The organism is Spirillospora sp. NPDC048824 (assembly GCF_043198455.1).
In the GTDB taxonomy this organism is placed as follows: Bacteria; Actinomycetota; Actinomycetes; order Streptosporangiales; family Streptosporangiaceae; genus Spirillospora.
This window is the reverse complement of sequence record NZ_JBICUS010000003.1, coordinates 357,466-382,153: the sequence shown is the minus strand read 5'-3', so window position 1 is coordinate 382,153 and position 24,688 is coordinate 357,466. Positions and strand designations below refer to the sequence as shown.

The following is a 24,688-nucleotide window of genomic DNA, read 5'->3' as shown; positions in this document are numbered from 1 at the left end:
GTTCTCTCAGAACGACTCGACGGCGCGGCGCGCCTCCGGGTCGAGGACGCCCCAGCCGATGAGCTCTTCGGTCAGCTCCGTCGGGGACTTGTCGTAGATGACCGCGAGTGAACGCAGGTCTTCCTGGCGGATGGACAGGACCTTTCCGTTGTAGTCGCCCCGCTGGCTCTGAATCGTCGCGGCGTAACGGGCGAGAGGACCGGCCTTGTCTTTCGGAAGCTGCTGCAACCGCTCTAGATCGATCACGAGCTTGGGTGTAGGCCCGAGCGGGCTCGGCGCGGCTCCGCCGGGCAGCAACTCGGAAACCGGCACGCCGTAGAAATCGGCGAGCTCGGCCAGCTTCTGAACGGTGACGGCGCGGTCGCCCCGCTCGTACGAACCCACGACGACGGCCTTCCAGCGGCCACGTGACTTCTCTTCCACACCGTGCAGGGACAGGCCCTGCTGGGTGCGGATGGCGCGCAGTCGCGCGCCGAGAGCCTTAGCGTATTCAGACGGCATTGTGCGGCCCCCAGGCTCACTTTCGTCGTCGTCGGACTCCGGCGGTCGCCGGAGGGGGACAGTTCTGCGGGACCTTTTGCGCCACAGGAACCCGTCCCCAGGGATGGTTACGGACAGTGACGGTAAAACGGAGAAGGCCCTAGGTCAAGCTGATTGGAAAAAAGCGGTCGAATCCGCCGGACTCGATCCGGACGGTCCGGATCGTCCGCAACCCCTGTGGGCAGGGCGTGAACGGCCGGTCACACGGCCGGTCCGCGGTCCGGCGGCCGATCGAATGTGACCCCTCTCACCTGCGAAGACGTGGAGCGGTCCGAGTGCGGGGCGGTTTCGGCCTGGTGCTAACGTGGGGGCGACAAGACGTCCTTTAAGGCCCGTCCAGTGAGGCGGGAAAGGAGGTTCGGTGGTGAATGCTGCCTCCAGGCCGGAACGGCCTGCCGGGGCGCGCGTGGCGGACGGTGACCCCCGGCCCAAGGCCGTTCTGGAGGGACCCGACATCAGGCGCGCGCTGACCCGGATCGCGCACGAGATCCTTGAGCGGACCAAGGGCGGGCACGACGTCCTGCTGCTCGGCATCCAGACCCGCGGCGTGACGCTGGCCGAGCGGCTGGCGGGGGCGCTGCGCGAGGTCGAGGGCCGCCCGGTGCCGTGGGGTTCGCTCGACGTGACCATGTACCGCGACGACCTGCGGATGCGGCCCGCCCGCGCGCTCGGCCGCACCGAGCTGCCCTCCGACGGGATCGACGACCGGGTCGTCGTCCTGGTCGACGACGTCCTGTTCTCCGGGCGGACGGTGCGCGCCGCGCTCGACGCGCTGAACGACCTCGGGCGGCCCCGCGCCGTCCAGCTCGCCGTGCTCGTCGACCGGGGGCACCGGGAGCTGCCGATCCGCGCCGACTACGTGGGCAAGAACCTGCCCACCTCGATGCGCGAGACCGTGAAGGTCCTGCTGGACGAGAACGACGGGCGCGACGAGGTGCTGCTGGGCCCGGTGCCGCTCGGCCCGACAGGGGGTGCCTGATGAACCGCCATCTGATCTCCGCCGCCGACCTGAGCCGCGACGACGCGCTGCTCGTCCTCGACACGGCCGAGGAGCTCGCGCAGATCGCGGGGCGCTCCATCAAGAAACTGCCGACGCTGCGGGGCCGGACGGTCGTCAACCTCTTCTTCGAGGACTCCACCCGCACCCGCATCTCGTTCGAGGCGGCCGCCAAGCGGCTGTCCGCGGACGTCATCAACTTCTCCGTCAAGGGGTCGAGCGTCTCCAAGGGCGAGAGCCTGAAGGACACCGCCCTGACGCTGGAGGCGATGGGCGCGGACGGCGTCGTCATCCGGCACGGCGCCTCGGGCGCCCCGCACCGGTTGGCGGGCTGGGTCCAGGGCAGCGTCGTCAACGCCGGCGACGGCACGCACGAGCACCCGACGCAGGCGCTCCTGGACGCCTTCACCATGCGCAAGCGCCTGGGCGACCTGGAGGGCCGCAAGGTCACGATCGTCGGCGACGTCCTGCACAGCCGGGTGGCACGATCCAACGTCCTGCTGCTCGACACGCTCGGCGCCGACGTCACCGTGGTCGCGCCGCCGACGCTGCTGCCGGTCGCGATCGGCACGTGGCCGTGCTCGGTCTCCTACGACCTGGACGGGGTGCTCCCCAAGAGCGACGTCATCATGATGCTGCGCGTCCAGCAGGAGCGGATGAACGCCGCCTACTTCCCGACCGTCCGCGAGTACAGCCGCCGCTACGGCCTGGACGCCGAGCGCATGGCGGAACTGCCCGACCACGCCATCGTCATGCATCCCGGGCCTATGAACCGCGGCGTCGAGATCGCCGCGGAGGTCGCCGACTCCGTCCGCTCCACCATCGTCGAGCAGGTCGCCAACGGCGTCAGCGCCCGCATGGCCGTCCTCTATCTGCTCCTCGGCGGCTCCGAGGCGGCGATCGGCAAGGAGGTCTCGGGATGACGGGGCCTTCCTGCTCCTCGGCGACGGTTCCGAATCCCGCCATCCGCCAGGAGGTCTCCCAATGAGTTTTCTAATCAAGGGCGTGCGCGTTCTCGGTGGGGAGGGCGCCGACATCCTGGTCCGTGACGGCGTCATCGCCGAGGTGGGTTCCGGGCTGGACGCGGCCGGGGCGCAGGCCGTCGAAGCCGAAGGGCTCATCGCCCTGCCCGGTCTCGTGGACCTGCACACCCATCTGCGCGAGCCCGGCCGCGAGGACGCCGAGACCGTCGAGTCCGGGACGAAGGCCGCCGCGGTCGGCGGATACACCGCCGTCCACGCGATGGCCAACACCGACCCGGTCGCCGACACGGCCGGTGTGGTCGAGCAGGTGTGGCGCCTGGGACGCGAGGCCGGGTACTGCGACGTCCAGCCCGTGGGGGCGGTCACGCGCGGCATCGCCGGGGAACAGCTCGCGGAACTGGGCGCCATGGCCGATTCGGCCGCCCGGGTACGGGTCTTCTCGGACGACGGGCACTGCGTGTCCGACGCGGTCATCATGCGCAGGGCACTGGAGTACGTGAAGGCGTTCGACGGGATCGTCGCCCAGCACGCGCAGGAGCCGCGCCTCACCGAGGGCTCGCAGATGAACGAGGGAGAGATGTCCGCGGCGCTCGGCCTGCGCGGCTGGCCCGCCGTCGCCGAGGAGGCGATCATCGCCCGGGACGTGCTGCTCGCCCAGCACGTCGGGTCGCGGCTGCACGTCTGCCACGTGTCCACGGCCGGCTCGGTGGAGATCATCCGGTGGGCCAAGAGCCGGGGCTGCCCGGTGACCGCCGAGGTCACCCCGCATCACCTGCTGCTGAACGACGCGCTCGCCGGGTCCTACGACCCGATCTTCAAGGTCAACCCGCCGCTGCGCACCGCCGACGACGTCGCCGCGCTGCGCGGTGCCCTCGCGGACGGGACGATCGACTGCGTCGCCACCGACCACGCCCCGCACCCGGTGGAGGCCAAGGAGACCGAGTGGGCGGTGGCCGCGATGGGCATGATCGGCCTGGAGACGGCGCTGCCGGTCGTCCAGGAGGCCATGGTCGAGACCGGGCTGCTCGACTGGGCCGGGGTCGCCGACCGGATGTCCGCCCGTCCCGCCCGCATCGGCCGCCTCTCCGGACAGGGTCGTCCGCTCGAGGCGGGCTCGCCCGCCAACATCACGCTGTACGACCCGTCGCCGCGCCGTTCCGTGGACCCGTCGGCCATGACGTCCAAGAGCCGCAACACCCCGTTCGCGGGACTGGAGCTGCCCGGGCGGATCGTCGCCACGTTCCTGCGAGGCAAGCCGACCGTCCTGGAAGGGAAGCTCCAATGACCCCTGCTCTACTCGTTCTGGAAGACGGCAGGGTGTTCCACGGCGCCGCGTACGGGGCCGTGGGGGAGACCTTCGGCGAGATGGTCTTCAACACCGGCATGACCGGTTACCAGGAGACCCTGACCGACCCTTCGTACGCGCGGCAGATCGTGGCCATGACGTCCCCCCACATAGGCAACACCGGCGTCAACGGCGAGGACCCCGAGTCACGCCGCATCCAGGTGGCCGGGTACGTGGTGCGCGAACCCGCCCGTGTGGCGTCGAACTGGCGCGCCACCGGGTCGCTGGGTTCCGCGCTGCGCGAGCAGGGCGTGGTGGGCATCGCCATCCCCGGCACGCGTGCGCTGACGCGGCACCTGCGCGACAGGGGCGCGATGCGCGCGGGCGTCTTCAGCGGTGCGGCCGCGGTCGCGCCCGGTGAGGACGCGCTGCTGGAGCGCGTGCGGCGGAGCCCCTCGATGGAGGGCGCCGACCTCGCGCGGGACGTGTCGACCACCGAGCCGTACGTCGTCCAGGCGCAGGGAGGCAGGCGCTTCACCGTCGCCGCCGTCGACCTCGGCATCAAGGCGATGACGCCGAACCGGCTGGCCATGCGCGGCTGCGAGGTGCACATCCTGCCGGCGACCAGCACGGCCGAGGAGATCCTCGCGCTCGGCCCGGACGGGGTGTTCTTCTCCAACGGCCCCGGCGACCCCGCCGCGGCCGGCTACGCGGTGGACGCGCTGAAGGGCGTCCTCGACGCCGGGACCCCGTTCTTCGGCATCTGCTTCGGCAACCAGATATTCGGGCGCGCGCTCGGGCTCGGGACGTACAAGCTGCGGTTCGGCCACAGGGGCGTCAACCAGCCCGTCCAGGACCGGGCGACCGGCGGTGTCCACATCTCGGCCCACAACCACGGGTTCGCGGTGGACGCCCCCAAGGACGGCCCGTTCGACACCCCCTACGGCCCCGCCGAAGTCACCCATGTCAACCTCAACGACGGTTGCGTGGAAGGACTGAGACTGCTGGAGCGTCCCGCGTTCAGCGTCCAGTACCACCCGGAGGCCGCGGCCGGCCCGCACGACGCGTCCGGCCTCTTCGACCGTTTCTGCGAACTGATGGAGGCGTCGAAGTAATGCCGCGCAGGGAAGATCTGAAGTCCGTCCTGGTCATCGGCTCCGGGCCGATCGTCATCGGGCAGGCGTGCGAGTTCGACTACTCCGGTACCCAGGCGTGCCGGGTGCTGAAGGCCGAGGGCCTGCGGGTGACGCTGGTCAACAGCAACCCGGCCACGATCATGACCGACCCGGAGTTCGCCGACGCGACCTATGTCGAGCCGATCACCCCCGAGGTCGTCGAGAAGATCATCGCGAAGGAGCGGCCGGACGCGCTGCTGCCCACGCTCGGCGGCCAGACGGCCCTGAACACCGCCATCGCGCTCTATGAGGGCGGCGTCCTCGCCCAGTACGGGGTCGAGCTGATCGGCGCCGACGTGGACGCGATCCAGGCCGGGGAGAACCGGGAGAAGTTCAAGGAGGTCGTCGCCAAGGTCGCGCGGGAGCGGGGCCTGAACGCCGAGTCCGCCCGGTCGCTCATCTGCCACACGATGGAGGAGTGCCTCGCCGCCGCCGGGGAGCTGGGCTACCCGCTCGTCGTCCGGCCGTCGTTCACGATGGGCGGCGCCGGCTCCGGGTTCGCCCACGACGAGGACGACCTGCGCCGCATCGCCGGCACGGGCCTCGACGCGTCCCCGACCACCGAGGTGCTCCTGGAGGAGTCGATCCTCGGCTGGAAGGAGTACGAGCTTGAGGTCATGCGCGACCGCCACGACAACGTGGTGATCGTGTGCTCGATCGAGAACCTCGACCCGATGGGCGTGCACACCGGCGACTCGATCACGGTCGCGCCCGCGCTGACGCTGACCGACCGCGAGTACCAGAACATGCGCGACGTCGCGATCGCGGTGATCCGCGAGGTCGGCGTCGACACCGGCGGCTGCAACATCCAGTTCGCCGTGCACCCCGGCACCGGCCGGATGATCGTCATCGAGATGAACCCGCGGGTGTCGCGGTCGTCGGCGCTGGCGTCCAAGGCCACCGGCTTCCCCATCGCCAAGATCGCGGCGAAGCTGGCGATCGGGTACACGCTGGACGAGATCCCCAACGACATCACCCGCGAGACGCCCGCGTCGTTCGAGCCCACGCTCGACTACGTCGTGGTCAAGGTGCCGCGGTTCGCGTTCGAGAAGTTCCCCGGCGCGGACGGCACCCTCACCACGCACATGAAGTCCGTGGGCGAGGCCATGGCCATCGGACGCTGCTTCACCGAGGCGCTGCAGAAGGCCCTGCGGTCGCTGGAGCAGAAGGGCTCGTCGTTCAGCTGGGCGGGTACGGCGGACGCCGCCGAGCTGGTCGAGTCGGCCAAGCGCCCGCATGATGGGCGGCTCAAGGACGTGCAGCGCGCGCTCTGGGCGGGCGCCGGCATCGACGACCTCTACAAGGCGACCGGCATCGATCCCTGGTTCCTGGACCAGATCGCGGCGATCAACGAGGTCGCCGAAGAGATCCGTACCGCCGACGACGCGCTCACCAGGGACAAGCTGCTGCGCGCCAAGCGGCACGGGTTCTCCGACGCGCAGATCGGCGAACTGCGGAACCTCTCCGAGGAAGTGGTCAGGGAACTGCGCCACGCCCTCGGCATCCGCCCCGTCTACCTCACCGTGGACACCTGCGCCGCCGAGTTCGAGGCGCAGACCCCGTACCTCTACTCCGCCTACGACGAGGAGACGGAAGTGCCGCCGGGTGCCAAGCCCAAGGTGCTCATCCTCGGCAGCGGACCCAACCGCATAGGCCAGGGCGTCGAGTTCGACTACTCCTGCGTCCACGCGTCGTTCACGCTGGCCGAGGCGGGCTACGAGACCGTGATGGTCAACTGCAACCCGGAGACGGTCTCCACCGACTACGACACCTCCGACCGGCTCTACTTCGAGCCACTCACCCTGGAGGACGTCCTAGAGGTCGTCTACGCGGAACAGCAGTCCGGCGAGGTCGCGGGCGTCATCGTCCAGCTGGGGGGCCAGACGCCCCTGGGCCTCGCCCAGAAGCTCAAGAACGCGGGTGTCCCGATCGTGGGCACCTCGCCCGAGAGCATCCACCTCGCGGAGGAGCGCGGCGCGTTCGGACGCGTCCTGCACCGGGCGGGGCTGCTCGCGCCCAAGCACGGCACCGCCTCGTCCTACGAGGAGGCCCGCGAGATCGCCGACGAGATCGGTTACCCGGTTCTCGTCCGTCCCTCGTACGTCCTCGGCGGCCGCGGCATGGAGATCGTGTACGACGACGCGACGCTGGAGTCGTACATGACCCGCGCCGCCGAGACGCTCGGCGCGGCGGCCCTGGCGGAGCATCCCGTCCTGGTCGACCGCTTCCTGGACGAGGCCATCGAGATCGACGTCGACGCCCTGTACGACGGTGAGGACCTGTACCTCGGCGGTGTCATGGAGCACATCGAGGAGGCCGGTATCCACTCCGGCGACTCGGCGTGCGCGCTGCCCCCCATCACCCTCGGGAACGACGACATCCGCCGCATCCGGGAATCGACGGAGGCGCTCGCACGCGGCATCGGGGTGCGCGGGCTCATGAACGTCCAGTACGCGCTCTCCGCGGGCGTCCTGTACGTCCTGGAGGCGAACCCGCGCGCGTCCCGCACCGTCCCGTTCGTGTCCAAGGCGACGGCCGTGCCGCTGGCCAAGGCCGCCGCCCGCGTCATGATGGGCGCCACCATCGCCGGACTGCGGGCCGAGGGGATGCTGCCCGAGTCGGGCGACGGCGGGACGCTGCCGCCGGACGCGCCGATCGCCGTGAAGGAGGCCGTCCTGCCGTTCGACCGGTTCCGCAACGAGCGCGGCCAGGGCGTCGACACCGTCCTCGGCCCCGAGATGCGCTCGACCGGTGAGGTCATGGGCATCGACGAGGTGTTCGGCACCGCCTTCGCCAAGTCGCAGCAGGCCGCCTACGGCTCGCTGCCGACCAAGGGACGCGCGTTCGTCTCCGTCGCGAACCGGGACAAACGGCACATGGTGTTCCCCGTCAAGCGCCTCGCTGACCTGGGCTTTGAGATTCTTGCCACGGAAGGGACCGCCGGGGTCCTGCGCCGCAACGGCGTGCGTGCCAAGATCGTGCGCAAGCACAGCGAGGGTCCGGGCCCGTCCGGCGAGCCCACGATCGTGCGGCGCGTCCTGGACGGCGAGGTCGACCTCATCGTCAACACTCCCTTCGGCAGCCCCGGGCAGTCCGGGCCGCGGCTCGACGGTTACGAGATCCGCACCGCGGCCGTGCTGCGGGGCGTACCGTGCGTGACGACCGTCCAGGGCCTCGCGGCGGCCGTGCAGGGCATCGAGGCCGTCGCCGGCGGCCAGGTCGGCGTCCGCTCCCTCCAGGAGCACGCCGAGCGGCTCGGCGGCGCCCACGGGCGCGCCGGCGGGCCCGCACCGGGCGGTGAAGGAAGCATGACGCCCGAGTGACAGAAGCCGGGCGGGCGGGGCGGGCGGGAACGCCGCGTCCCCGCCCGCCCGGCGCATGCGACGAGGAGAGGGAGACGGGTGTCCGACACACCGGTGCAGACGTCGGGGACGGTTCTGACGGTCCGCCAGGTGCAGGACTACCACGCGCTGACGCTGGTGGCCCCGGCCATCGCCGAGCGGTTCCGGCCCGGCCAGTTCGTGGCGCTCGCCGTCGGCGGCGAGCACACGTCCCGGCTGATCCGCCGCTGCTTCGGGGTGCACGAGGTCAAGTCCGACTACGGCGGCACCGTCGAGCTGGTGTTCGCCGACACCGAGCCCGGCACCGCCTGGCTCGCCGGACGCCGCTCCCGCGACCAGATCGACCTCGTCGGGCCGCTCGGACGCCCGTTCCGGCTTCCCCGCGACCCGGTGACCTGCCTGCTCGTCGGCGGCGGCCCCGGCGCCGCCGCCCTGTTCGCCCTCGCCGACGCCCTGCTGCGGCGCGGCTGCCGGGTGCACTTCGTGCTCGGCGGGCCGTCCGCCCGGCAGGTCTTCGGCTCCCGCATGGCGCAGCGCATCGGTGACAGCTCCGCCGTCGCCACCGATGACGGGTCGATGGGGGAGAGGGGCACCGTCCGCGACGTCCTGCCCCGCGTGATCGAGGAGACCGGTGCCGACGTCGTCTACGGGTGCGGGCCCACGGACCTGCTCCGCTCGGTCACGCAGGTCGCCGGCGACTTCGGCCTGCCCTCGCAGGTCTCGGTCGAGGAGTTCCTGCAGCGGACGGGCGCGTGCGGAATCGGCGTGTGCATGACGTGCATGCTGCCCGTCCACGGGGAGGACGGCGTGACCCGCATGGTCCGCGCCTGCGCGGACGGTCCCGTCCTGCGCGGCGACCGCATCCGGTGGGGCGACCTCGGAACCATCCCGTTCGACGCGCTCGGTGCTCCGCGCGTCCTGAGCGTCTCGGAAGGGGGCTCCCAATGAGCGACCGGGTGAGCGACCGGGTCAGGACGACACTGGGACCTCTGGAGCTGCCCAATCCCGTCATGACGGCCTCCGGGTGCGGTGGGTCGGGACGTGAGCTCGCCCAGTTCTTCGACCTCTCCCGCCTGGGCGCGTTCGTCAGCACGTCCGTGATGGCCCAAGCGCGCGCGGGCCGCCCCACACCCCGCGTGACCGAAACCCCCAGCGGTCTCCTCACCGCCATGGGCCTCCCCGGCCCAGGCGTCGAGTCGTTCCTGGAACGCGACCTCCCGTGGCTCATGGAGCAGGAGGTCCGCACGATCGTCTCCGTCGCCGGCAACAGCGTCGAGGAGTACGGCGAACTGGGGCGCCGCCTCCGCAACGTCCCGGGCATCGCCGCCATCGAGGTCAACATCGCCTGCCCGAACGTCGAGGACCGCGGCCGCATGTTCGCCTGGCACCCCGCCGCCGCCAGGTCCGTCGTCCGGGCCGTCCGCGACAACGCCCGGCCGGGCGTCCCCATCTTCGCCAAGCTCGCCCCCGACGTGACCGACATCGTCACCATCGCCCTCGCCTGCGTCGACGCGGGCGCCGACGGCCTCACCCTCATCAACACCATCGAGGCCATGGCGATCGACCCCCGGACGCTCCGTCCCGCCCTCACCGGCGTGTCGGGCGGCCTGTCCGGGCCGGCCGTCCGGCCCATCGCGGTCCGCTGCGTCTACCAGGTGCACTCCGCGCTGCCCACGACGCCCATCATCGGCGTCGGCGGCGTCGCCACCGGCCTGGACGCGCTCGAGTTCATCCTCGCCGGGGCCTCCGCCGTCGCCGTCGGAACCGCCGTCTTCCACGACCCCACGGCCGGGCCACGCGTCCTGCGCGAGCTGGAGGAGGCCCTCGTGGCCCGACGCATCGGACGTCTCGCCGACGCCGTCGGCCTCGCGCACAAGCCCGCCGGGTACGTCCCGCCCCAGGTGCGCCCGCAAGAGCCCGAGAAGGAGAAGCTGTGACCGCCCCCATCGCCGTCGCGCTGGACGCGCCCGACCTGGAGACGGCCGCGCGCTGGGCCACCCTGGTGACGCCGCACGTCTCCACCGTCAAAGTGGGCCTGGAGCTCTACCTGCGGTACGGGCCGGACGTCGTCGCCAGCGTCCGGGGCGCCAGCCGCGTCCAGGTCTTCCTGGACCTCAAGCTGCACGACATCCCCGCGACCGTCCGCGGCGCCGCCCGCGCCGTCGCCCGCCTCAAGCCCTCCTACCTGACCGTGCACGCCGCGGGCGGCCCCGCCATGATCCGCGCGGCGGTCGAGGCGGTCCCGGCCACCAAGATCGCCGCGGTAACCGTCCTGACGTCGCTCGGCGAGGCCGACCTCACCGCCCTCGGCCTCGCCGGCCCCGCCCCGGACGCCGTCCGCCGGCTGGCCGCCCTGGCCGTCGAGGCGGGCGCGCAGGCACTCGTCTGCTCCCCGCAGGAGGCCGCCGCCGTCCGCGCCGAGGTCGGTCCCGACATCATGCTCATCACCCCGGGCGTCCGCCCCGCCGGCTCCGCCAACCAGGACCAGGCCCGCGTCGCCACCCCCGAGGACGCCCTCGCCGCCGGCGCCGACCTCCTGGTCATCGGACGCCCCATAACCGCCGCCCCCGACCCCGGCGCCGCGGCGGCCGCCATAGCCGCCGCCCTGCGCAGGAAGTCGGCCGGGACTCCCTGAACGAGATCCCATGGGGAGCGGATGCGGTGCTCAATGGTGCGTGCGGCCGCTGTGGCGAGATGTGCTTTCGAGGTGAGTTTTGAGTGTTCTCGGGGCGCGGGGTATCGCACTTTGTGGTTTTAGTCGCATGCCAATGCGGAGACGGTCTCGTCCACATTGGGATACGTGGTGAAGGGCGAACTCGTTCACGCGGGGCGGCGATTCACACCCGGGATCGTCTCCGGCTCATGGCCGGCGGCGGGTCCGGTGGTTCGGTGGCGGGTTCGGCGCCCTGGCGGTGGGCGGGGGAGCTGGTGCGGTGGCGGGGGCCTCCGGTGTGGGAGCGATCTTGGCGGGCTGGAGTGCTGTCGAGGATGACAGTAACGGTCCGGTCGCGACGTGCGGAACGGCGTGGCGTGACGAGTGTCACTCGGTCGGGATCATTTGTGGGGGACCTCACAGCGGGCCGCCGCGGGGGTCCGCCCGCGGCGGACGGGAGCGTGGCGCGGCGGCCCGCCGGGGGCGCGGACCGTACGGCAAAGCGGTATCGAGTGCCGCATTTGGGGTCGGAAAGGGGGGATTTTCACGATCATGCGAAAGTCCCAGCAAGGCAGGGTGATGCACGAATGAGGGCCCGCAGTTGTGTACACTCTGTATTCAGGACACTCCGGGGAGTGATTTTCATGAATTTGTGGCGGGCTAAACGGCACTTCACGTTGCCTAATGGGCGGTGAACTCGCTAGTTTCCCAACCCGTCCGACTCCGTCGAGTGGAAACCTGAGGTGACCCGGCGTGGCTCTTCCGCCCCTAACCCCCGAACAGCGCGCCGCAGCCCTGGAGAAGGCTGCCAAGGCTCGCAAGGAGCGGGCCGAGGTTAAGAACCGGCTCAAGCACGGGGGAACCTCGCTCGCCGAGGTTCTCAAAGAGGGTCAGTCCGACGACGTCATCGGAAAGATGAAGGTGTCGGCCCTTCTTGAATCGCTGCCCGGTGTGGGCAAGGTCCGTGCAAAGCAGATCATGGAGCGTCTGGGCATCGCCGAGTCCCGCCGTGTGCGGGGCCTCGGTGCGAACCAGCGCGCCTCCCTGGAGCGTGAGTTCGGCGGAAGTGCGAACCGCTGACGCGCGACTCACGGGCGGGCGCGGCGGTCTGACCGCCGCGGCCGGCTCGGGGCGACCCGAATCCGGCTCCATCCCGTCCGGCTCCGGCGCACACGGAGGACGCTTCTCATCCCCGGCAGGCCCGCACAGGCCACGCCTTCGCGGACAGGCCGGATGAGAATGTCCAATCCCGCGCCGGACGGCTCCAAGCCGCATGACCCGCTCGCGCGGCGGCTGACGGTCCTGTCCGGGCCGTCGGGCGTCGGCAAGAGCACGGTCGTCGCCGAGATCCGGCGATCACACCCCCGGGTGTGGCTGTCGGTCTCGGTGACCACCCGGCCCCCCCGGCCGGGTGAAACCCACGGTGTGCAGTACTTCTTCGTCGACGACGCCGGTTTCGACCGGCTCGTCGACGAGGGGGAGCTCCTCGAATGGGCCGAGTTCGCGGGCAACCGCTACGGGACCCCGCGGCGGCCCGTCGAGGAGCGGCTCTCCCTCGGTGAGCCGGTGCTCCTGGAGATCGATCTGCAGGGCGCCCGGCAGGTCCGCCGGTCCATGGCCGAGGCGCTGCTGGTGTTCCTCGCGCCGCCCAGCTGGGAGGAGCTCGTCCGCAGGCTGACCGGCCGCGGCACCGAGCCCGCCGAAGTGATCGAGCGCCGCCTCGAGGCCGCCCGCGTCGAACTCGCCGCCGAGAAGGAGTTCGACGTCACGCTCGTCAACACGTCCGTCCGGGACGTGTGCGATGAGCTGCTAGCCTTGATGGTTGTTCGTTAACACGCGATCCAGGGGAAGGCCACCGAGTGGCAGCCAGCAATGAAGGCATCACCAACCCGTCGATCGACGAGCTCCTCGAAGTCGTCGACACCAAGTACGGCCTCGTGAGCATCGCGGCCAAGCGCGCCCGGCAGATCAACGCCTACTACGCCCAGCTGGGCGAGGGCCTGCTGGAGTACGTCGGCCCGCTCGTCGAGACGCAGGTCCAGGAGAAGCCGCTGTCGATCGCGCTGCGCGAGACGCGCGAGGGCCTCCTGAACGCCGAGCCCATCGAGGGCTGAGGCGGCGAGGCCTCGGGCGGCCCCGGCGCGGAGGCGCCGGGCGCCTGATGGGACAGTGGCCGACATGACCTCCCCCAAGCCGCGCGTCGTGCTCGGCGTGAGCGCCGGCATCGCCGCGTACAAGGCGTGCGAGCTGCTCCGGCGGTTCACCGAGTCGGGTCACGACGTCACCGTCGTCCCGACTACCGACGCGCTCCGCTTCGTCGGCGAGCCCACCTGGGCGGCCCTGTCCGGCAAACCGGTCTCCCCGCGGGTCTGGGACGACGTCGCCGCGGTCCCGCACGTCCGGCTCGGGCAGAACGCCGATCTCGTGTTCGTCGCCCCCGCCACCGCCGACCTGCTCGCGCGCGCCGCGCACGGGCTGGCGGACGACCTGCTCACCAACACCCTGCTCACCGCCCGCTGCCCGGTCGTGTTCGCGCCCGCGATGCACACCGAGATGTGGGACCACCCGGCGACCCGGGCGAACGTGGCGACGCTGCGGGCCCGCGGCGCCGTCGTGATCGAACCGGCCTCGGGACGTCTCACCGGCAAGGACACCGGGCCGGGCCGGCTGCCCGACCCGGCCGAGCTGTTCGAGGTCGCCCGGCACGTCCTGGCCCGCGGCGCCGACGGCCGCGACCTCGCCGGGCGCCACATCGTCGTCTCCGCCGGCGGGACCCGGGAGGCGATCGACCCCGTCCGCTTCATCGGCAACCGCTCGTCCGGCCTGCAGGGCTACGCCCTCGCCCGCACCGCCGTCGCACGCGGCGCGCGCGTCACCCTCGTGTCCGCCAACGTCGCCCTCCCCGACCCGGCCGGGGCCGAGGTCGTGACCACCGGGTCCGCCGAGGAGATGCGCAAGGCCGTCCTGGAGGCCGCGGGCACGGCCGACGCGGTCGTCATGGCCGCCGCCGTCGCCGACTTCCGCCCGTCCGGCTACCAGGGCTCGAAGATCAAGAAGACCGAGGGCGGCGAGCCGGAGCCGATCCGGCTGGTCAAGAACCCCGACATCCTGGCCGAGCTGGGCGGGCTCCGCCGTCCCGGGCAGGTGATCGTCGGTTTCGCGGCCGAGACCGACGACGTCCTGGAGAACGGCCGCGCCAAGCTCGCCCGCAAGCGCAGCGACCTGCTCGTCGTCAACCAGGTCGGCGAGGACCTGACGTTCGGGCGCCCCGACAACGCCGCCGTCATCCTCGGCGCCGACGGCTCGCAGACCGAGGTGCCGCGCGGCGCCAAGGCGGCGCTCGCCGAGGTCGTCTGGGACCTCGTCGCCGCCCGCCTCGACCCGCCGCCGACCGACTGACCGGAGGTGCCCCACCAGCGCCGCGCTAGCGGTGCTGGACGACGATCCCGCTAGACTTCGGCCCAACACCCGTGGGAAACCCCGGCGGGGGGCGGGGTCCCCTGCCGAACTCGACAAGAAATCCGTCCTGCGACGCCAGTCAGCAGCCGCTGCAAGGAGTTCACGTACGTGCCTCGCCGCCTGTTCACCTCCGAGTCCGTCACCGAAGGACACCCGGACAAGATCGCGGACCAGATCAGCGACGCGATCCTCGACTCGATGCTCAAGGACGACCCGAAGAGCCGAGTCGCCGTCGAAACGATGATCACGACCGGTCAGGTGCATGTGGCCGGTGAGGTCACCACCGAGACCTACGTGGACATCCCGGGCGTGATCCGCGAGAAGATCCTGGAGATCGGCTACGACTCGTCCAAGAAGGGCTTCGACGGCCACTCCTGCGGCGTGTCGGTGTCCATCGGCGCGCAGTCGCCCGACATCGCCCAGGGCGTCGACGACGCCTACGAGGCCCGCGAGGGCGAGGGCGTGGACGACCTGGACCGGCAGGGCGCCGGAGACCAGGGGCTGATGTTCGGCTACGCCACCAACGAGTCGCCCGACCTGATGCCGCTGCCGATCACGCTGGCGCACCGGCTCGCGCACCGGCTGTCGGCGGTCCGCAAGAGCGGCGACGTGCCCTACCTGCGTCCCGACGGCAAGACCCAGGTCACCATCGAGTACGACGGCGACCGCGGCGTCCGCCTCGACACCGTCGTCGTGTCCAGCCAGCACGCCCCCGACATCGACCTGAAGGAACTGCTGGCCCCCGACGTCAAGGAGCACGTCGTCGACCCGGTGCTCGCCGAGTTCGACCTCGACATCGAGGGCTACCGGCTGCTGGTCAACCCCACCGGCCGCTTCGAGATCGGCGGCCCGATGGGCGACGCCGGGCTCACCGGCCGCAAGATCATCGTGGACACCTACGGCGGGATGGCGCGGCACGGCGGCGGCGCCTTCTCCGGCAAGGACCCGTCCAAGGTCGACCGGTCCGCCGCGTACGCGATGCGCTGGGTCGCCAAGAACATCGTCGCGGCGCAGCTCGCCGACCGCGCCGAGGTGCAGGTCGCCTACGCCATCGGCAAGGCGCACCCGGTCGGGGTGTTCGTGGAGACGTTCGGCACCGAGAAGGTCGCCCCCGAGAAGATCGAGAAGGCGATCTCCGAGGTCTTCGACCTGCGCCCGGCCGCGATCGTCCGCGACCTGGACCTGCTCCGCCCGATCTACCAGCAGACCGCCGCGTACGGCCACTTCGGCCGGTCCGAGCCCGACTTCTCCTGGGAGTCGACGGACCGCGCCAAGGACCTGGCCTCCGCGGCCGGCCTGTGACGGCGAGCCGCCTGTGACCACGGGCCGCCTGTGACGACGGGGCCCCGGGGATCTCCTCCCCGGGGCCTCTCCGTGCGCGGGATCCTGCGGCCGGTCAGGGGTCGCAGTGGTTGCCGCGCTGCAGGCCGTAGCGGGCGGCGATGGTGTACCGGCCGGGCGTGGCCGCCTCCAGCCGGACGAAGTCGCCGTCGCGCGTCAGGCACGCGTCCCCGCCCGTCACCCTGAGCCACGGGGACCAGTAGGTGCGCACCAGGACGGAGCCGCTGGACGGCATGTCGACGACGAGTTCGCCGGAGTCGAGCCGGTGCACGGACGCCGGACGGTCGACCAGGGGCGTCGCGCGCAGGACGCGGAACAGGCGCCAGTGCTCGTCGCGCCAGATCTCCGTCAGGTACGGCTGGCCGTCCTCGACGAGCGCCTCCTCCTCCTGCGCGGACCAGTCCGTTTCCTGCTCGGGCAGGACGACGTACTGCACCGCCCACTCGCTCAGCCAGTCGCGGTAGGCGCCGGGCGTCAGCGCGCCCTCTTCGTAGAACAGTTCGTGGCGTTCCGCGTCGACCTGCCGGTTCCAGCCGCGCGCGAGGGTGAAGTGGCGGCTCATGCCGGACGATTCCCAGTGGGAGCGCAGCGGGACGACCTCGATGCGCCCCTTGTCGGCGCCGAGTGCGTTCAGTTCGGCGACGAGCCCGCTGGCGTGGGCGGCGGCCGCGTCGGCGGGTTCGGTGTGGATGAGGTCGTCGACGGGTTTCACGACCTGCCAGGACGCCGTGACGATGAACGCCAGGGACAGCACGGCGATCCGGAACCGCCCGTGCGCGCGCGCGACGGCCGACAGCAGGAACATCCCGCCGAACAGCAGGGAGAGCCGTTCGACGTTGCTGCCGACCGGGGACGGGATCAGCCAGGTCAGGGCGATCCCGGCCAGGTACGCCCCCGCGCCGATCCGGATGAACCTCCAGCTCTTCGGCGCGCACGTCAGCACCGCGATCACGCTGGTGACGGCGGGCAGGACGATGGCGGTGAACGAGATGGGCTGGATGCCGTCGAAGGGGAACAGCAGGCTCGTCGTGCCCACCACGACGGGGAGGCCGACGGCGACGCAGATCCCGGCGCGGCGGCGTCCGGTCAGGATCATGGCGGCGGCCAGCACCAGGAGGAAGAGCCCCGCGACCGGGCTCGCGAGCGAGGCGAGCAGGCTGAGCCCGGCCATCCCGGCCGCGCGCAGGGCGGGGGTGCCGCGCGGGGTGAACGCGACGATCACCGCCATGAGCGCGAACATGAGCCCCAGGCCGAACGTGACCCGGCCGGACGCGGCGTTGCACGACAGCGCGAACGCGGCCCACAGGGAGGCGGGCAAGGCCACCGGCGCCCTGAATCGCCTCAGCAGATGTGCGGTGAGGGCGGCCGAGACCGTGCCGGTCACCACCGCCACCGTGCGAATGCCGAACAGCGCCATCAGATGCGGTGACATGACGCTGTAGGAGGCGGGGTGCATACCGCCGTACCAGGCGAAGCTGTACGCGGCGTCGGGGTGCTCCCAGGCGAAGTCCGTCCAGGCGGCCTGTGCCGCGAGGTCGCCGCCCTCGGTCGCCAGGAAGAGCCCCCACACGAGGTGGAGGACGGCCGCCGCGAACGTGGCGGCCACGACCGGGTGGCGTGGGTTCGCCCACTTTCTCCAGGCCGGACGGGCCCGCGGGTCTCCGGGGCGGCGCGACGGCCCGTGCCGGACCGGGGCGTCCGCCCGTTCGTGGGTATGCGCTGTGGTCATCGCCTGCACGGGCTCGTCGGATGGCGGGGCGCGGAAGGCATCGGGCGATGGGCCGGCGGGTGCGCACCCCGTTCAAAGGATCAACCCTAGCGTGCACGTTCGGTTGTCGGGCTGATCTGGTAGGACGGGGGCGTGACGAAGGACGGCGGGGGAACGGACCTGATCCCGGGGCTGGGCGAGCTGCCGACGACACCGGCGGAGAAGCCGGGCAGACCGGGCAACCCGCGGAAGTCCGGGAAGGCCGGGAAGGCCGGGAAGGCCGGGAAGAAGGGGGCGCGTCGTCCCGCCGAGGAGCGGCCCGTCGCGCGGATCGCGGTCGACATGTCCCTTCCGCACCTGGATCGTCCGTTCGACTACCTGGTGCCCGCCGAGATGGACGCCAAGGCCGTCCCCGGGTGCCGGGTGAGGGTGCGCTTCGCCGGCCAGCTCGTCGACGGTTTCCTGCTGGAGCGGGTCACCGAGAGCGACCACGAAGGAAAACTGCTTTACCTGGAGCGGGTCACCTCCTCCGAGCCGGTGCTCACCCCGGAGATCGCGGCACTGGTGCGGGAGGTGGCCGACCGGTACGCGGGAACGTTCGCGGACGTGCTCCGGCTGGCGGTCCCGCCCCGCCACGCGCGCGTCGAAGCGGAACCGGTGGCCGCGCCCCACGGCGAGGAGTCCGAGCCGTCCGGGGACGGCGATACGGCCGATCCAACCGATACGGCCGATATCGGTGTCTGGCGTGATTATCCGGCGGGGCCGTCGTTCCTGAGCGCGCTGGCCGAGGGCAGGGCACCGCGCGCGGTGTGGACGGCCCTCCCCGGCCCTGACTGGACGGCGGCCATAGCGCGCGCCGTCGCCGCGACCCTGCGGGGTGGGCGCGGCGCACTCGTCGTCGTGGCCGACGGCCGCGACGTGGCGCGGATGGACGCCGCGATGAAGGCGGAACTGGGGGAGGGCCTCCACGTCGCCCTGACGGCGGAGCTCGGCCCGGCGGAGCGGTACCGGAGGTGGCTGGCGGTCCTGCGCGGCTCCGCACGGGCCGTCGTCGGCACACGCGCCGCCATGTTCGCGCCCGTCGCCGATCTCGGGCTGGCCGTGCTGTGGGACGACGGCGACGACGTCCACGCCGAACCGCACAGCCCGTACCCGCACCCCCGCGACGTCCTCGCCCTGCGCGCACACAGAACGGGTGCGGCGGCTCTGATAGGCGGATTCACCAGAACCACCGACGCGACCCAGCTCGTCGAGTCCGGCTGGGCGCACACGCTGGCCGCGGACCGGGAACGTGTCCGGACGGCGATGCCGCGCGTCCGTTACGTGGGGGAGGACGCCCAGCTCGCCCGTGACGCCGCCGCCCGGACCGCGCGCCTGCCGAACGTCGCGTTCGAAGCGGCGCGGCAGGCGCTGGCGGACGGGCCCGTCCTCGTGCAGGTTCCGCGGCGCGGATACGTCCCGGGCATAGCGTGCGGGCGCTGCCGCACACCCGCCCAGTGCGCGGCCTGCCAGGGGCCGCTGTCGCTGCCCTCGTCCCACGCCGCCCCCCATTGCCGGTGGTGCGGACGCATCGCGGGTGACTGGCACTGCCCCGAATGCGGCTTCTTCCAGGTGCGTGCGGTGGTGGTCGGCGCCAAACGCACCGCGGAGGAGCTGGGCAGGGCGTTTCCCGGTGTTCCGGTGCGCACCTCTGGGCGGGACGCGATCCTCGGACACGTCGGCCCGGAGCGGGCCCTGGTGGTGTCCACGCCGGGCGCCGAACCGCCCGCGGAAGGCGGATACCGGGCGGCGCTGCTGCTCGACGGCTGGGTGCTGCTGGGCCGGCCGGATCTGCGCGCCGGGGAGGAGACGCTGCGGCGCTGGATGAACGCGGCGGCGCTCGTCCGCCCGCACGGGCCGGTCGTGGTGGCCGCGGAGGGGTCGCTGCCCGCCGTGCAGGCCCTCGTCCGGTGGGACCCGGTCACCTACGCGGAGCGGGAACTGGCCGAGCGCAGGGACGTGGGTTTCCCGCCCGCCGCGCGGATGGCGTCCCTGACCGCGTCCTCGACGGCGATCCGGGAGCTCCTGGCCGACGCCCGGTTGCCCGAGGGGGCGGAGGTGCTCGGGCCCGTCCCCGTCCCGCAGCCGCCTGGCCCGCAGGCCGGGGGCGACGCGCCGCAGAAGGAACGCGCGCTGATCCGGGTCCCACGGACGGCGGGCAACGCCCTTGCGCGCTCACTGAAGGAAGCCCAGGGCGTACGCAGTGCGCGCAAGGCGGCGGAGACCGTACGAGTGCAGATCGACCCCCTGGAGCTGATCTGACGCCTGGAGCTGATCTGACCCCTGGAGCTGATCTGACCCCTGGAGCTGATCTGACCAATAGGGTTCTCGGGTGGCCGACAACTGGGTGGAGACCACCGTGGGCGACCTGCGGCGGTGGGCGGACGAACGCGGCGAGGCGCTGGACGAGCCGGGTGCTCGGCTCCTGCTCGAACTCGCGCGGGAGGAGATGGGCCTGCCCGGCCCGGAGGCACTCACTCCGGAGCGTCTCCGCGAACTCCTGCTGGAGGTGTTTCCCGGGTCCGTGGTCGCAGGGCGCGACGACGTTCCCACGGTTCTGGACGTCCTGCGCAGGGTCGTCGCGTACCTGGACGACACCCGCGCCCTCCCCGACGGCGCCGCCGCGGGCCTGGAGGCCGAGATCGAACGGACCGGCCCCGAGTTCGCGGACCTGGTCGCCGAGCTCGACACCGAGGAACGGCAGGCGGCCGCCGAGGTCATCGGCGGGCTGATGCGGGCCGACGGCGTCTCCCTGGACGACCAGGAGGCGGTCGACGCGTGGATCCGCGAGTTCGAGGCGCTCCCCGAGGAGGAGCGCTACGCCCGCACCGAGGGGTACCTGCGGCAGGTCGAGGAACTCGTCGTCCCGCCCGTACGGCTCGCCTCCGAGGCGGAGCTGGCGGACGCCGTCCGCCGCTCCCGCCTGACCCGGAACGTCCTCGGCCTGGCCGACTGGACGGGCGAGCGCGACCTCACCGAGCACGACTCGCTCACCGAGGCCGACGCCGAGGCCGCGGGCCTCGCCCTGGGCATGGAGGTCCCGCGGCGCCACGGCCAGATGGAGGACGCGGGTGAACTGGAGCGGATCTGGTGGGCCGCCGTAGAGGCGGAGGCCATCACGGCCGAGGACGGCAAGTCCGCCCCAGGGCCCGCCTTGGAAGGCCTCCGTTCCAGCGATGACGCGGCGCTGCTCACCGCCTGGCTGCCGCTGTTCGACGCGCTCGTCGTGCCCGGGCACGACTATGCGGACGGCCTGGACGCGGTCGAACTCGTCCAGAACGAGATGACCGGCGTCCTGATCCACCTGTACGAGCAGGAGGAGCCGACCGAGCCCGGAACGCTCATCGGCGCCCTGCTCGACCACGTCGAGGAGGCCTACGACCTCACCGACGCCGAGACCATGCCCGCGCTCGTGTCGGACGCGTTCTTCCTCGAACTGGCGGTCCTTGAGGAATGGGGCGTCGTCGAAACGTCCGGCGAGGGGCGGGCCCTGACGCCGCTGGGCGTGTGGGCCGTCCGGGAGATGCTGCTCGCGGACGGGTTCACCGCGCCGGTCATCGGCGAGCTGGCCGGCTCCAGGGCGTCAGACCTGGTCGCCGGCCTCACCTGGTACCGGCCGGACGCCGCCGACGAGGAGATCGACGGGTGGCTGGCCCGCCACGACCCCAAGGACGCCGCCGCCGACCTGCTGGACGTCATGCGCACGGGCGGCCCCGGCGCACGCAACCTCGCCGCGGCGGTCCTGCACCGCATCGGCCCGGAGGCCGCCGCCGTGGTCCGCGCCGCGCAGGAGCATCCGCTGGTCTCGCCCTACGCCGCGCTCTGGCTGAACGCCGCGGGGGACCCGTCCGGGCGGGAACTGGCCCGCGAGGAGTACCTGTGGGTGTTCGTCGACACCGTCGCGGGGATGCTGGAGACCGCCGAGCCCGATGAGGCGGTCGAGGCGGCCCTCATCGACGCGCCGCCGGGTGCGGAAATGGAACTGATGGTCGACGACCTCTGGCGCACCGACCATCCCGGTGTGGCCGACGTCCTGGAGGCCCTGGGCGCGCACCACCCCGACAAGGCGACCGCCAAGGCGGCCCGCACCGCCGCCTACAAGGCGCGTTCGGCGTACCAGGGGGCACGCCGCAGCGTGTGAATGTTCACGGGACGCCTCCGTAGACTGGGACGGTGCATCCCACACGGTGCATCCCACTGTGCACGAACGCGGGTACCTCGCAGGAAACGGAGTCCTCGTTGGCCGTCAAGCCCATCCGCCTTTTCGGCGATCCCGTGCTGCGCACGCCCGCGGATCCGGTGAAGGACTTCGACAAGGAGCTGCGGCAGCTCGTCAAGGACCTCACCGACACGATGATCGACGCTCCGGGGGCGGGCCTGGCCGCGCCGCAGCTCGGCGTGGGCCTGCGGGTGTTCACCTACTACGTCGACGACCGGCTGGGCCACGTCGTCAACCCGACCCTGGACCTGTCGGACGAGCAGGAGACCGACGACGAGGGCTGCCTGTCCCTTCCCGGCTTGGCGTTCCCCACGGTGCGCGCCGTCCGGGCCGTGGCGAAGGGCTTCAACATGCACGGGGAGCCGATCACGCTGGAGGGCACGCACATGCTGGCCCGCTGCGTCCAGCACGAGACCGACCACCTCGACGGCGTCATCTTCATCGACCGGATGGACCCCGAGCAGCGCAAGACCGCGATGAAGGCGATCAGGGAGGCCGAGTGGTTCGGCGCCCCGGCCCCGATCGTCAAGGAGTCCCCGCACCGCACCTTCGGGAAGGCGATCTAGGTGAGGCTCGTCTTCGCTGGAACACCCGAGACCGCGCTCCCGTCCCTGAGAGCGCTTCTGGCGTCCTCGCACGAGGTCGCCGCGGTCGTGACCCGGCCGGACGGACGTTCGGGCCGTGGGCGCCATCTGAGCGCCAGCCCGGTCGCGGAGCTCGCGGCCGAGGCCGGTGTCGAGGTCCTCAAGCCCGCCAAGGCCCGTGATCCCGAGTTCCTCGGCCGGCTCCGCGAGATCGCGCCCGACTGCTGCCCCGTCGTCGCCTACGGGGCGCTGCTGCCCCGCGAGGCCCTGGACATCCCCCGGCACGGCTGGGTGAACCTGCACTTCTCGCTGCTGCCCGCCTGGCGCGGCGCCGCACCCGTGCAGCGTGCGATCCTGCACGGCGACGACATGACCGGCGCGGCCACGTTCCAGATCGAGGAGGGGCTGGACACCGGTCCCGTCTACGGCGTCCTCACCGAGCCGATCCGTCCGGCCGACACCACCGGCGACCTGCTGGGCCGGTTGTCCATCGCCGGAGCGAGCCTCCTCCTCGACACCGTGAACGGCATTGAGGAGGGCGTACTGGAGCCCCGGCCACAGCCCACGGAGGGCGTGTCCCACGCGGCCAAGCTGACGCCCGAGGACGGTCACGTCGACTGGCGCAGCCCGGCACTGCACATCGACCGCCTCATCCGCGCATGCACACCCGCTCCCGGCGCGTGGACGAACTTCCGCGACACGCGGGTCAAACTGGGGCCGGTACGCCCGGTACCCGACGCGGAGAAGCTGTCACCCGGCGAACTGCGTCCGGGAAAGAGCGAGGTACTGGTGGGGACGGCCACGCACCCCGTCGCACTGGGCGACGTCCAGCCGCAGGGCAAGCGCCGCATGGCCGCCGCCGACTGGACCCGCGGTATCGACATCGACAAGGACACGCTGCACTGATGCCGCCCGCCCCTAACCGCCGACGCGCACCGAACCGCAGGCCCGGCGGTCCCCGCAAGACGGGACGTCCCCAGGACCTCGTCCGGCGCACCGCGTTCGACGTGATCCGCGCGGTCGAGACACGCGACGCCTACGCCAACCTCCTGCTCCCCACGCGCCTGCGCGACCGCGGCCTCTCGGGCCGCGACGCCGCCCTCGCCACCGAGCTCACCTACGGCACGCTGCGCGGCCGGGGCACCTACGACGCGGTGCTCGCGCTGTGCAGCGACCGTGAACTGCGCCGCATCGACGCGCCCCTCCTGGATGTCCTGCGCCTCGGCGCCCACCAGATCCTCGCGACCCGCATCCCACCGCATGCCGCGGTGGGGACGACGGTCGAGCTGGCGCGCTCGGTCTCCGGCCCCGGGCAGGCCAAGTTCGCCAACGCGGTACTGCGCAAGGTCGCCGGCCGCGACATGGACGAGTGGCTGGAGATCGTGGCACCGGCCGACGCGGACACGACGACCCGCCTCTCGGTCGCGCACAGCCACCCGAAGTGGATCGTGTCCGCCCTTCGGGACGCCGTCGGCGCCGACGAGATCGAAGAACTCCTCGCCGCGGACAACGCGCGGCCGCGCGTCACCCTGGTCGCCCGCCCCGGCCGGGCGACCGTCCAAGAGTTGTACGACACGGGTGCGGAGCCCGCCGCGTACTCGCCCTACGCGGCCCTTCTGCCCGAGGGCGACCCGGCGGCCATCGCCGCCGTCGGTGAAGGACGCGCCGCCGTCCAGGACGAGGCCAGCCAGTTGGTCGCCCTCGCCTTGGCCGATGCGCCACTGGACGGCCCGGACGCACGCTGGGCGGACCTCTGTGCGGGCCCCGGAGGCAAGGCGGGCCTACTGTCCGGCCTCGCGACCCAGCGCGACGCGCGGCTCCTGGCCGCGGACATCCAGCCGCACCGCGCCGGTCTCGTCCGCGGCGCGGTCGACGGCCGTGCCGGAGTGGTCGCCGCGGACGGGACCAGGCCCGCATGGCGTCCCGGGTCCTTCGACCGGATCATGGTGGACGCGCCCTGCACCGGCCTCGGCGCGCTGCGCCGCCGCCCTGAGGCCCGCTGGCGCCGCGGCCCCGAGTCGGTCGCCGAACTCGGTCCCCTCCAGCGCGGGCTGCTCGGATCGGCCCTCGACTCCGTCCGCCCCGGCGGCGTGGTCGCCTACGTCACCTGCTCACCCCATCTCGCCGAGACCCGGGTGGTCGTGGACGACGTCCTGCGCGGCCGCGACGACGTGGAACGGCTCGACGCCCCGGCCGTCCTGACGTCGCTCGCGCATGACCTCACCGGCCTGGGGAAGGGGCCTTACGCGCAGTTCTGGCCGCATCGCCACGGAACGGACGCGATGTTCCTGGCCCTCCTGCGTCGCACCTAGCCTCTGGGGGTTCCGTGCTGACCGGCTTCTGGCATGTCATGTCGTTCCTGGG

General features: G+C 72.1%; 20 protein-coding genes. 18 read left to right on the top strand and 2 right to left on the bottom strand.

The features are described 5' to 3' along the window. Positions 1-6 precede the first annotated feature (6 nt). Positions 7-501 carry a transcriptional regulator gene (locus tag ACGFIS_RS08170; protein ID WP_021597992.1) on the bottom strand — a complete coding sequence of 165 codons (495 nt, stop codon included), beginning with the start codon at positions 499-501 and terminating at the stop codon, positions 7-9. A 445-nt stretch (positions 502-946) separates the two neighbouring features. Between ACGFIS_RS08170 and pyrR the strand changes: the two genes are divergently transcribed. The 13 genes from pyrR to metK all read left to right on the top strand — a co-directional run bounded on the left by pyrR (position 947) and on the right by metK (position 15,735). Continuing rightward, positions 947-1,519 (top strand): bifunctional pyr operon transcriptional regulator/uracil phosphoribosyltransferase PyrR, encoded by a 573-nt coding sequence (gene pyrR, locus ACGFIS_RS08165; protein WP_392902697.1) that lies wholly within the window; start codon positions 947-949, stop codon positions 1,517-1,519. Beyond that, positions 1,519-2,460, top strand: a complete 942-nt coding sequence (locus ACGFIS_RS08160; protein ID WP_392902699.1) for an aspartate carbamoyltransferase catalytic subunit — start codon at positions 1,519-1,521, stop codon at positions 2,458-2,460. The genes pyrR and ACGFIS_RS08160 overlap by 1 nt, the downstream gene beginning before the upstream one ends. 61 nt (positions 2,461-2,521) lie before the next feature. Further along, positions 2,522-3,805, top strand: coding sequence for a dihydroorotase (locus ACGFIS_RS08155; protein ID WP_392902702.1), 1,284 nt, complete (start codon positions 2,522-2,524; stop codon positions 3,803-3,805). Then, positions 3,802-4,920 (top strand): glutamine-hydrolyzing carbamoyl-phosphate synthase small subunit, encoded by a 1,119-nt coding sequence (gene carA, locus ACGFIS_RS08150; RefSeq protein ID WP_392902704.1) that lies wholly within the window; start codon positions 3,802-3,804, stop codon positions 4,918-4,920. The genes ACGFIS_RS08155 and carA overlap by 4 nt, the downstream gene beginning before the upstream one ends. After that, complete coding sequence (gene carB, locus ACGFIS_RS08145; RefSeq protein WP_392902706.1) at positions 4,920-8,303, top strand: carbamoyl-phosphate synthase large subunit; 3,384 nt, start codon at positions 4,920-4,922, stop codon at positions 8,301-8,303. Before carA ends, carB begins: the two co-directional genes overlap by 1 nt. A gap of 78 nt (positions 8,304-8,381) precedes the next feature. Next, a complete protein-coding gene (locus ACGFIS_RS08140) occupies positions 8,382-9,269 on the top strand; it encodes a dihydroorotate dehydrogenase electron transfer subunit (RefSeq protein WP_392902708.1) in 888 nt (295 codons plus the stop codon). Continuing rightward, a complete protein-coding gene (locus tag ACGFIS_RS08135) occupies positions 9,266-10,258 on the top strand; it encodes a dihydroorotate dehydrogenase (protein ID WP_392902711.1) in 993 nt (330 codons plus the stop codon). Before ACGFIS_RS08140 ends, ACGFIS_RS08135 begins: the two co-directional genes overlap by 4 nt. Then, positions 10,255-10,956, top strand: coding sequence for an orotidine-5'-phosphate decarboxylase (gene pyrF, locus ACGFIS_RS08130; protein WP_392902713.1), 702 nt, complete (start codon positions 10,255-10,257; stop codon positions 10,954-10,956). The genes ACGFIS_RS08135 and pyrF overlap by 4 nt, the downstream gene beginning before the upstream one ends. A 771-nt stretch (positions 10,957-11,727) precedes the next feature. Further along, positions 11,728-12,054 carry an integration host factor, actinobacterial type gene (gene mihF / locus ACGFIS_RS08125; protein ID WP_026405770.1) on the top strand — a complete coding sequence of 109 codons (327 nt, stop codon included), beginning with the start codon at positions 11,728-11,730 and terminating at the stop codon, positions 12,052-12,054. 159 nt (positions 12,055-12,213) lie between these two features. Continuing rightward, positions 12,214-12,807, top strand: a complete 594-nt coding sequence (gene gmk / locus ACGFIS_RS08120) for a guanylate kinase (protein ID WP_392902895.1) — start codon at positions 12,214-12,216, stop codon at positions 12,805-12,807. Between the two features lie 26 nt (positions 12,808-12,833). After that, positions 12,834-13,088 carry a DNA-directed RNA polymerase subunit omega gene (rpoZ, locus tag ACGFIS_RS08115; protein WP_021597645.1) on the top strand — a complete coding sequence of 85 codons (255 nt, stop codon included), beginning with the start codon at positions 12,834-12,836 and terminating at the stop codon, positions 13,086-13,088. Between the two features lie 64 nt (positions 13,089-13,152). After that, positions 13,153-14,373, top strand: coding sequence for a bifunctional phosphopantothenoylcysteine decarboxylase/phosphopantothenate--cysteine ligase CoaBC (gene coaBC / locus ACGFIS_RS08110; protein WP_392902715.1), 1,221 nt, complete (start codon positions 13,153-13,155; stop codon positions 14,371-14,373). A gap of 168 nt (positions 14,374-14,541) precedes the next feature. Beyond that, complete coding sequence (metK, locus tag ACGFIS_RS08105; protein ID WP_392902718.1) at positions 14,542-15,735, top strand: methionine adenosyltransferase; 1,194 nt, start codon at positions 14,542-14,544, stop codon at positions 15,733-15,735. 94 nt (positions 15,736-15,829) lie between these two features. Here metK and ACGFIS_RS08100 read toward each other — a convergent pair whose 3' ends face one another. Next, a complete protein-coding gene (locus ACGFIS_RS08100; RefSeq protein WP_392902720.1) occupies positions 15,830-17,503 on the bottom strand; it encodes an MFS transporter in 1,674 nt (557 codons plus the stop codon). Between the two features lie 132 nt (positions 17,504-17,635). Here ACGFIS_RS08100 and ACGFIS_RS08095 point away from each other — a divergent pair, with 132 nt between their 5' ends. The 5 genes from ACGFIS_RS08095 to ACGFIS_RS08075 all read left to right on the top strand — a co-directional run bounded on the left by ACGFIS_RS08095 (position 17,636) and on the right by ACGFIS_RS08075 (position 24,636). After that, positions 17,636-19,783 (top strand): primosomal protein N', encoded by a 2,148-nt coding sequence (locus tag ACGFIS_RS08095; RefSeq protein WP_392970009.1) that lies wholly within the window; start codon positions 17,636-17,638, stop codon positions 19,781-19,783. Between the two features lie 70 nt (positions 19,784-19,853). Next, positions 19,854-21,662 (top strand): hypothetical protein, encoded by a 1,809-nt coding sequence (locus ACGFIS_RS08090; RefSeq protein ID WP_392902724.1) that lies wholly within the window; start codon positions 19,854-19,856, stop codon positions 21,660-21,662. A gap of 98 nt (positions 21,663-21,760) precedes the next feature. Continuing rightward, complete coding sequence (def, locus tag ACGFIS_RS08085; protein ID WP_392902727.1) at positions 21,761-22,306, top strand: peptide deformylase; 546 nt, start codon at positions 21,761-21,763, stop codon at positions 22,304-22,306. Then, a complete protein-coding gene (gene fmt / locus ACGFIS_RS08080) occupies positions 22,307-23,230 on the top strand; it encodes a methionyl-tRNA formyltransferase (RefSeq protein ID WP_392902730.1) in 924 nt (307 codons plus the stop codon). Then, entirely contained in the window at positions 23,230-24,636 is a 1,407-nt protein-coding gene (locus ACGFIS_RS08075; RefSeq protein ID WP_392902732.1) for an RsmB/NOP family class I SAM-dependent RNA methyltransferase, read from the top strand. Before fmt ends, ACGFIS_RS08075 begins: the two co-directional genes overlap by 1 nt. The last annotated feature ends 52 nt before the right edge of the window (positions 24,637-24,688 follow it).

Excerpts from the sequence above, each read along its gene's own strand:
- ACGFIS_RS08170 (WP_021597992.1), bottom strand. The coding sequence starts at position 501 with ATGCCGTCTGAATACGCTAAGGCTCTCGGCGCGCGACTGCGCGCCATC.
- ACGFIS_RS08160 (WP_392902699.1), top strand. The coding sequence starts at position 1,519 with ATGAACCGCCATCTGATCTCCGCCGCCGACCTGAGCCGCGACGACGCG.
- ACGFIS_RS08155 (WP_392902702.1), top strand. The coding sequence starts at position 2,522 with ATGAGTTTTCTAATCAAGGGCGTGCGCGTTCTCGGTGGGGAGGGCGCC.
- carA (WP_392902704.1), top strand. The coding sequence starts at position 3,802 with ATGACCCCTGCTCTACTCGTTCTGGAAGACGGCAGGGTGTTCCACGGC.
- carB (WP_392902706.1), top strand. The coding sequence starts at position 4,920 with ATGCCGCGCAGGGAAGATCTGAAGTCCGTCCTGGTCATCGGCTCCGGG.
- ACGFIS_RS08135 (WP_392902711.1), top strand. The coding sequence starts at position 9,266 with ATGAGCGACCGGGTGAGCGACCGGGTCAGGACGACACTGGGACCTCTG.
- gmk (WP_392902895.1), top strand. The coding sequence starts at position 12,214 with ATGTCCAATCCCGCGCCGGACGGCTCCAAGCCGCATGACCCGCTCGCG.
- coaBC (WP_392902715.1), top strand. The coding sequence starts at position 13,153 with ATGACCTCCCCCAAGCCGCGCGTCGTGCTCGGCGTGAGCGCCGGCATC.
- ACGFIS_RS08100 (WP_392902720.1), bottom strand. The coding sequence starts at position 17,503 with ATGACCACAGCGCATACCCACGAACGGGCGGACGCCCCGGTCCGGCAC.
- ACGFIS_RS08075 (WP_392902732.1), top strand. The coding sequence starts at position 23,230 with ATGCCGCCCGCCCCTAACCGCCGACGCGCACCGAACCGCAGGCCCGGC.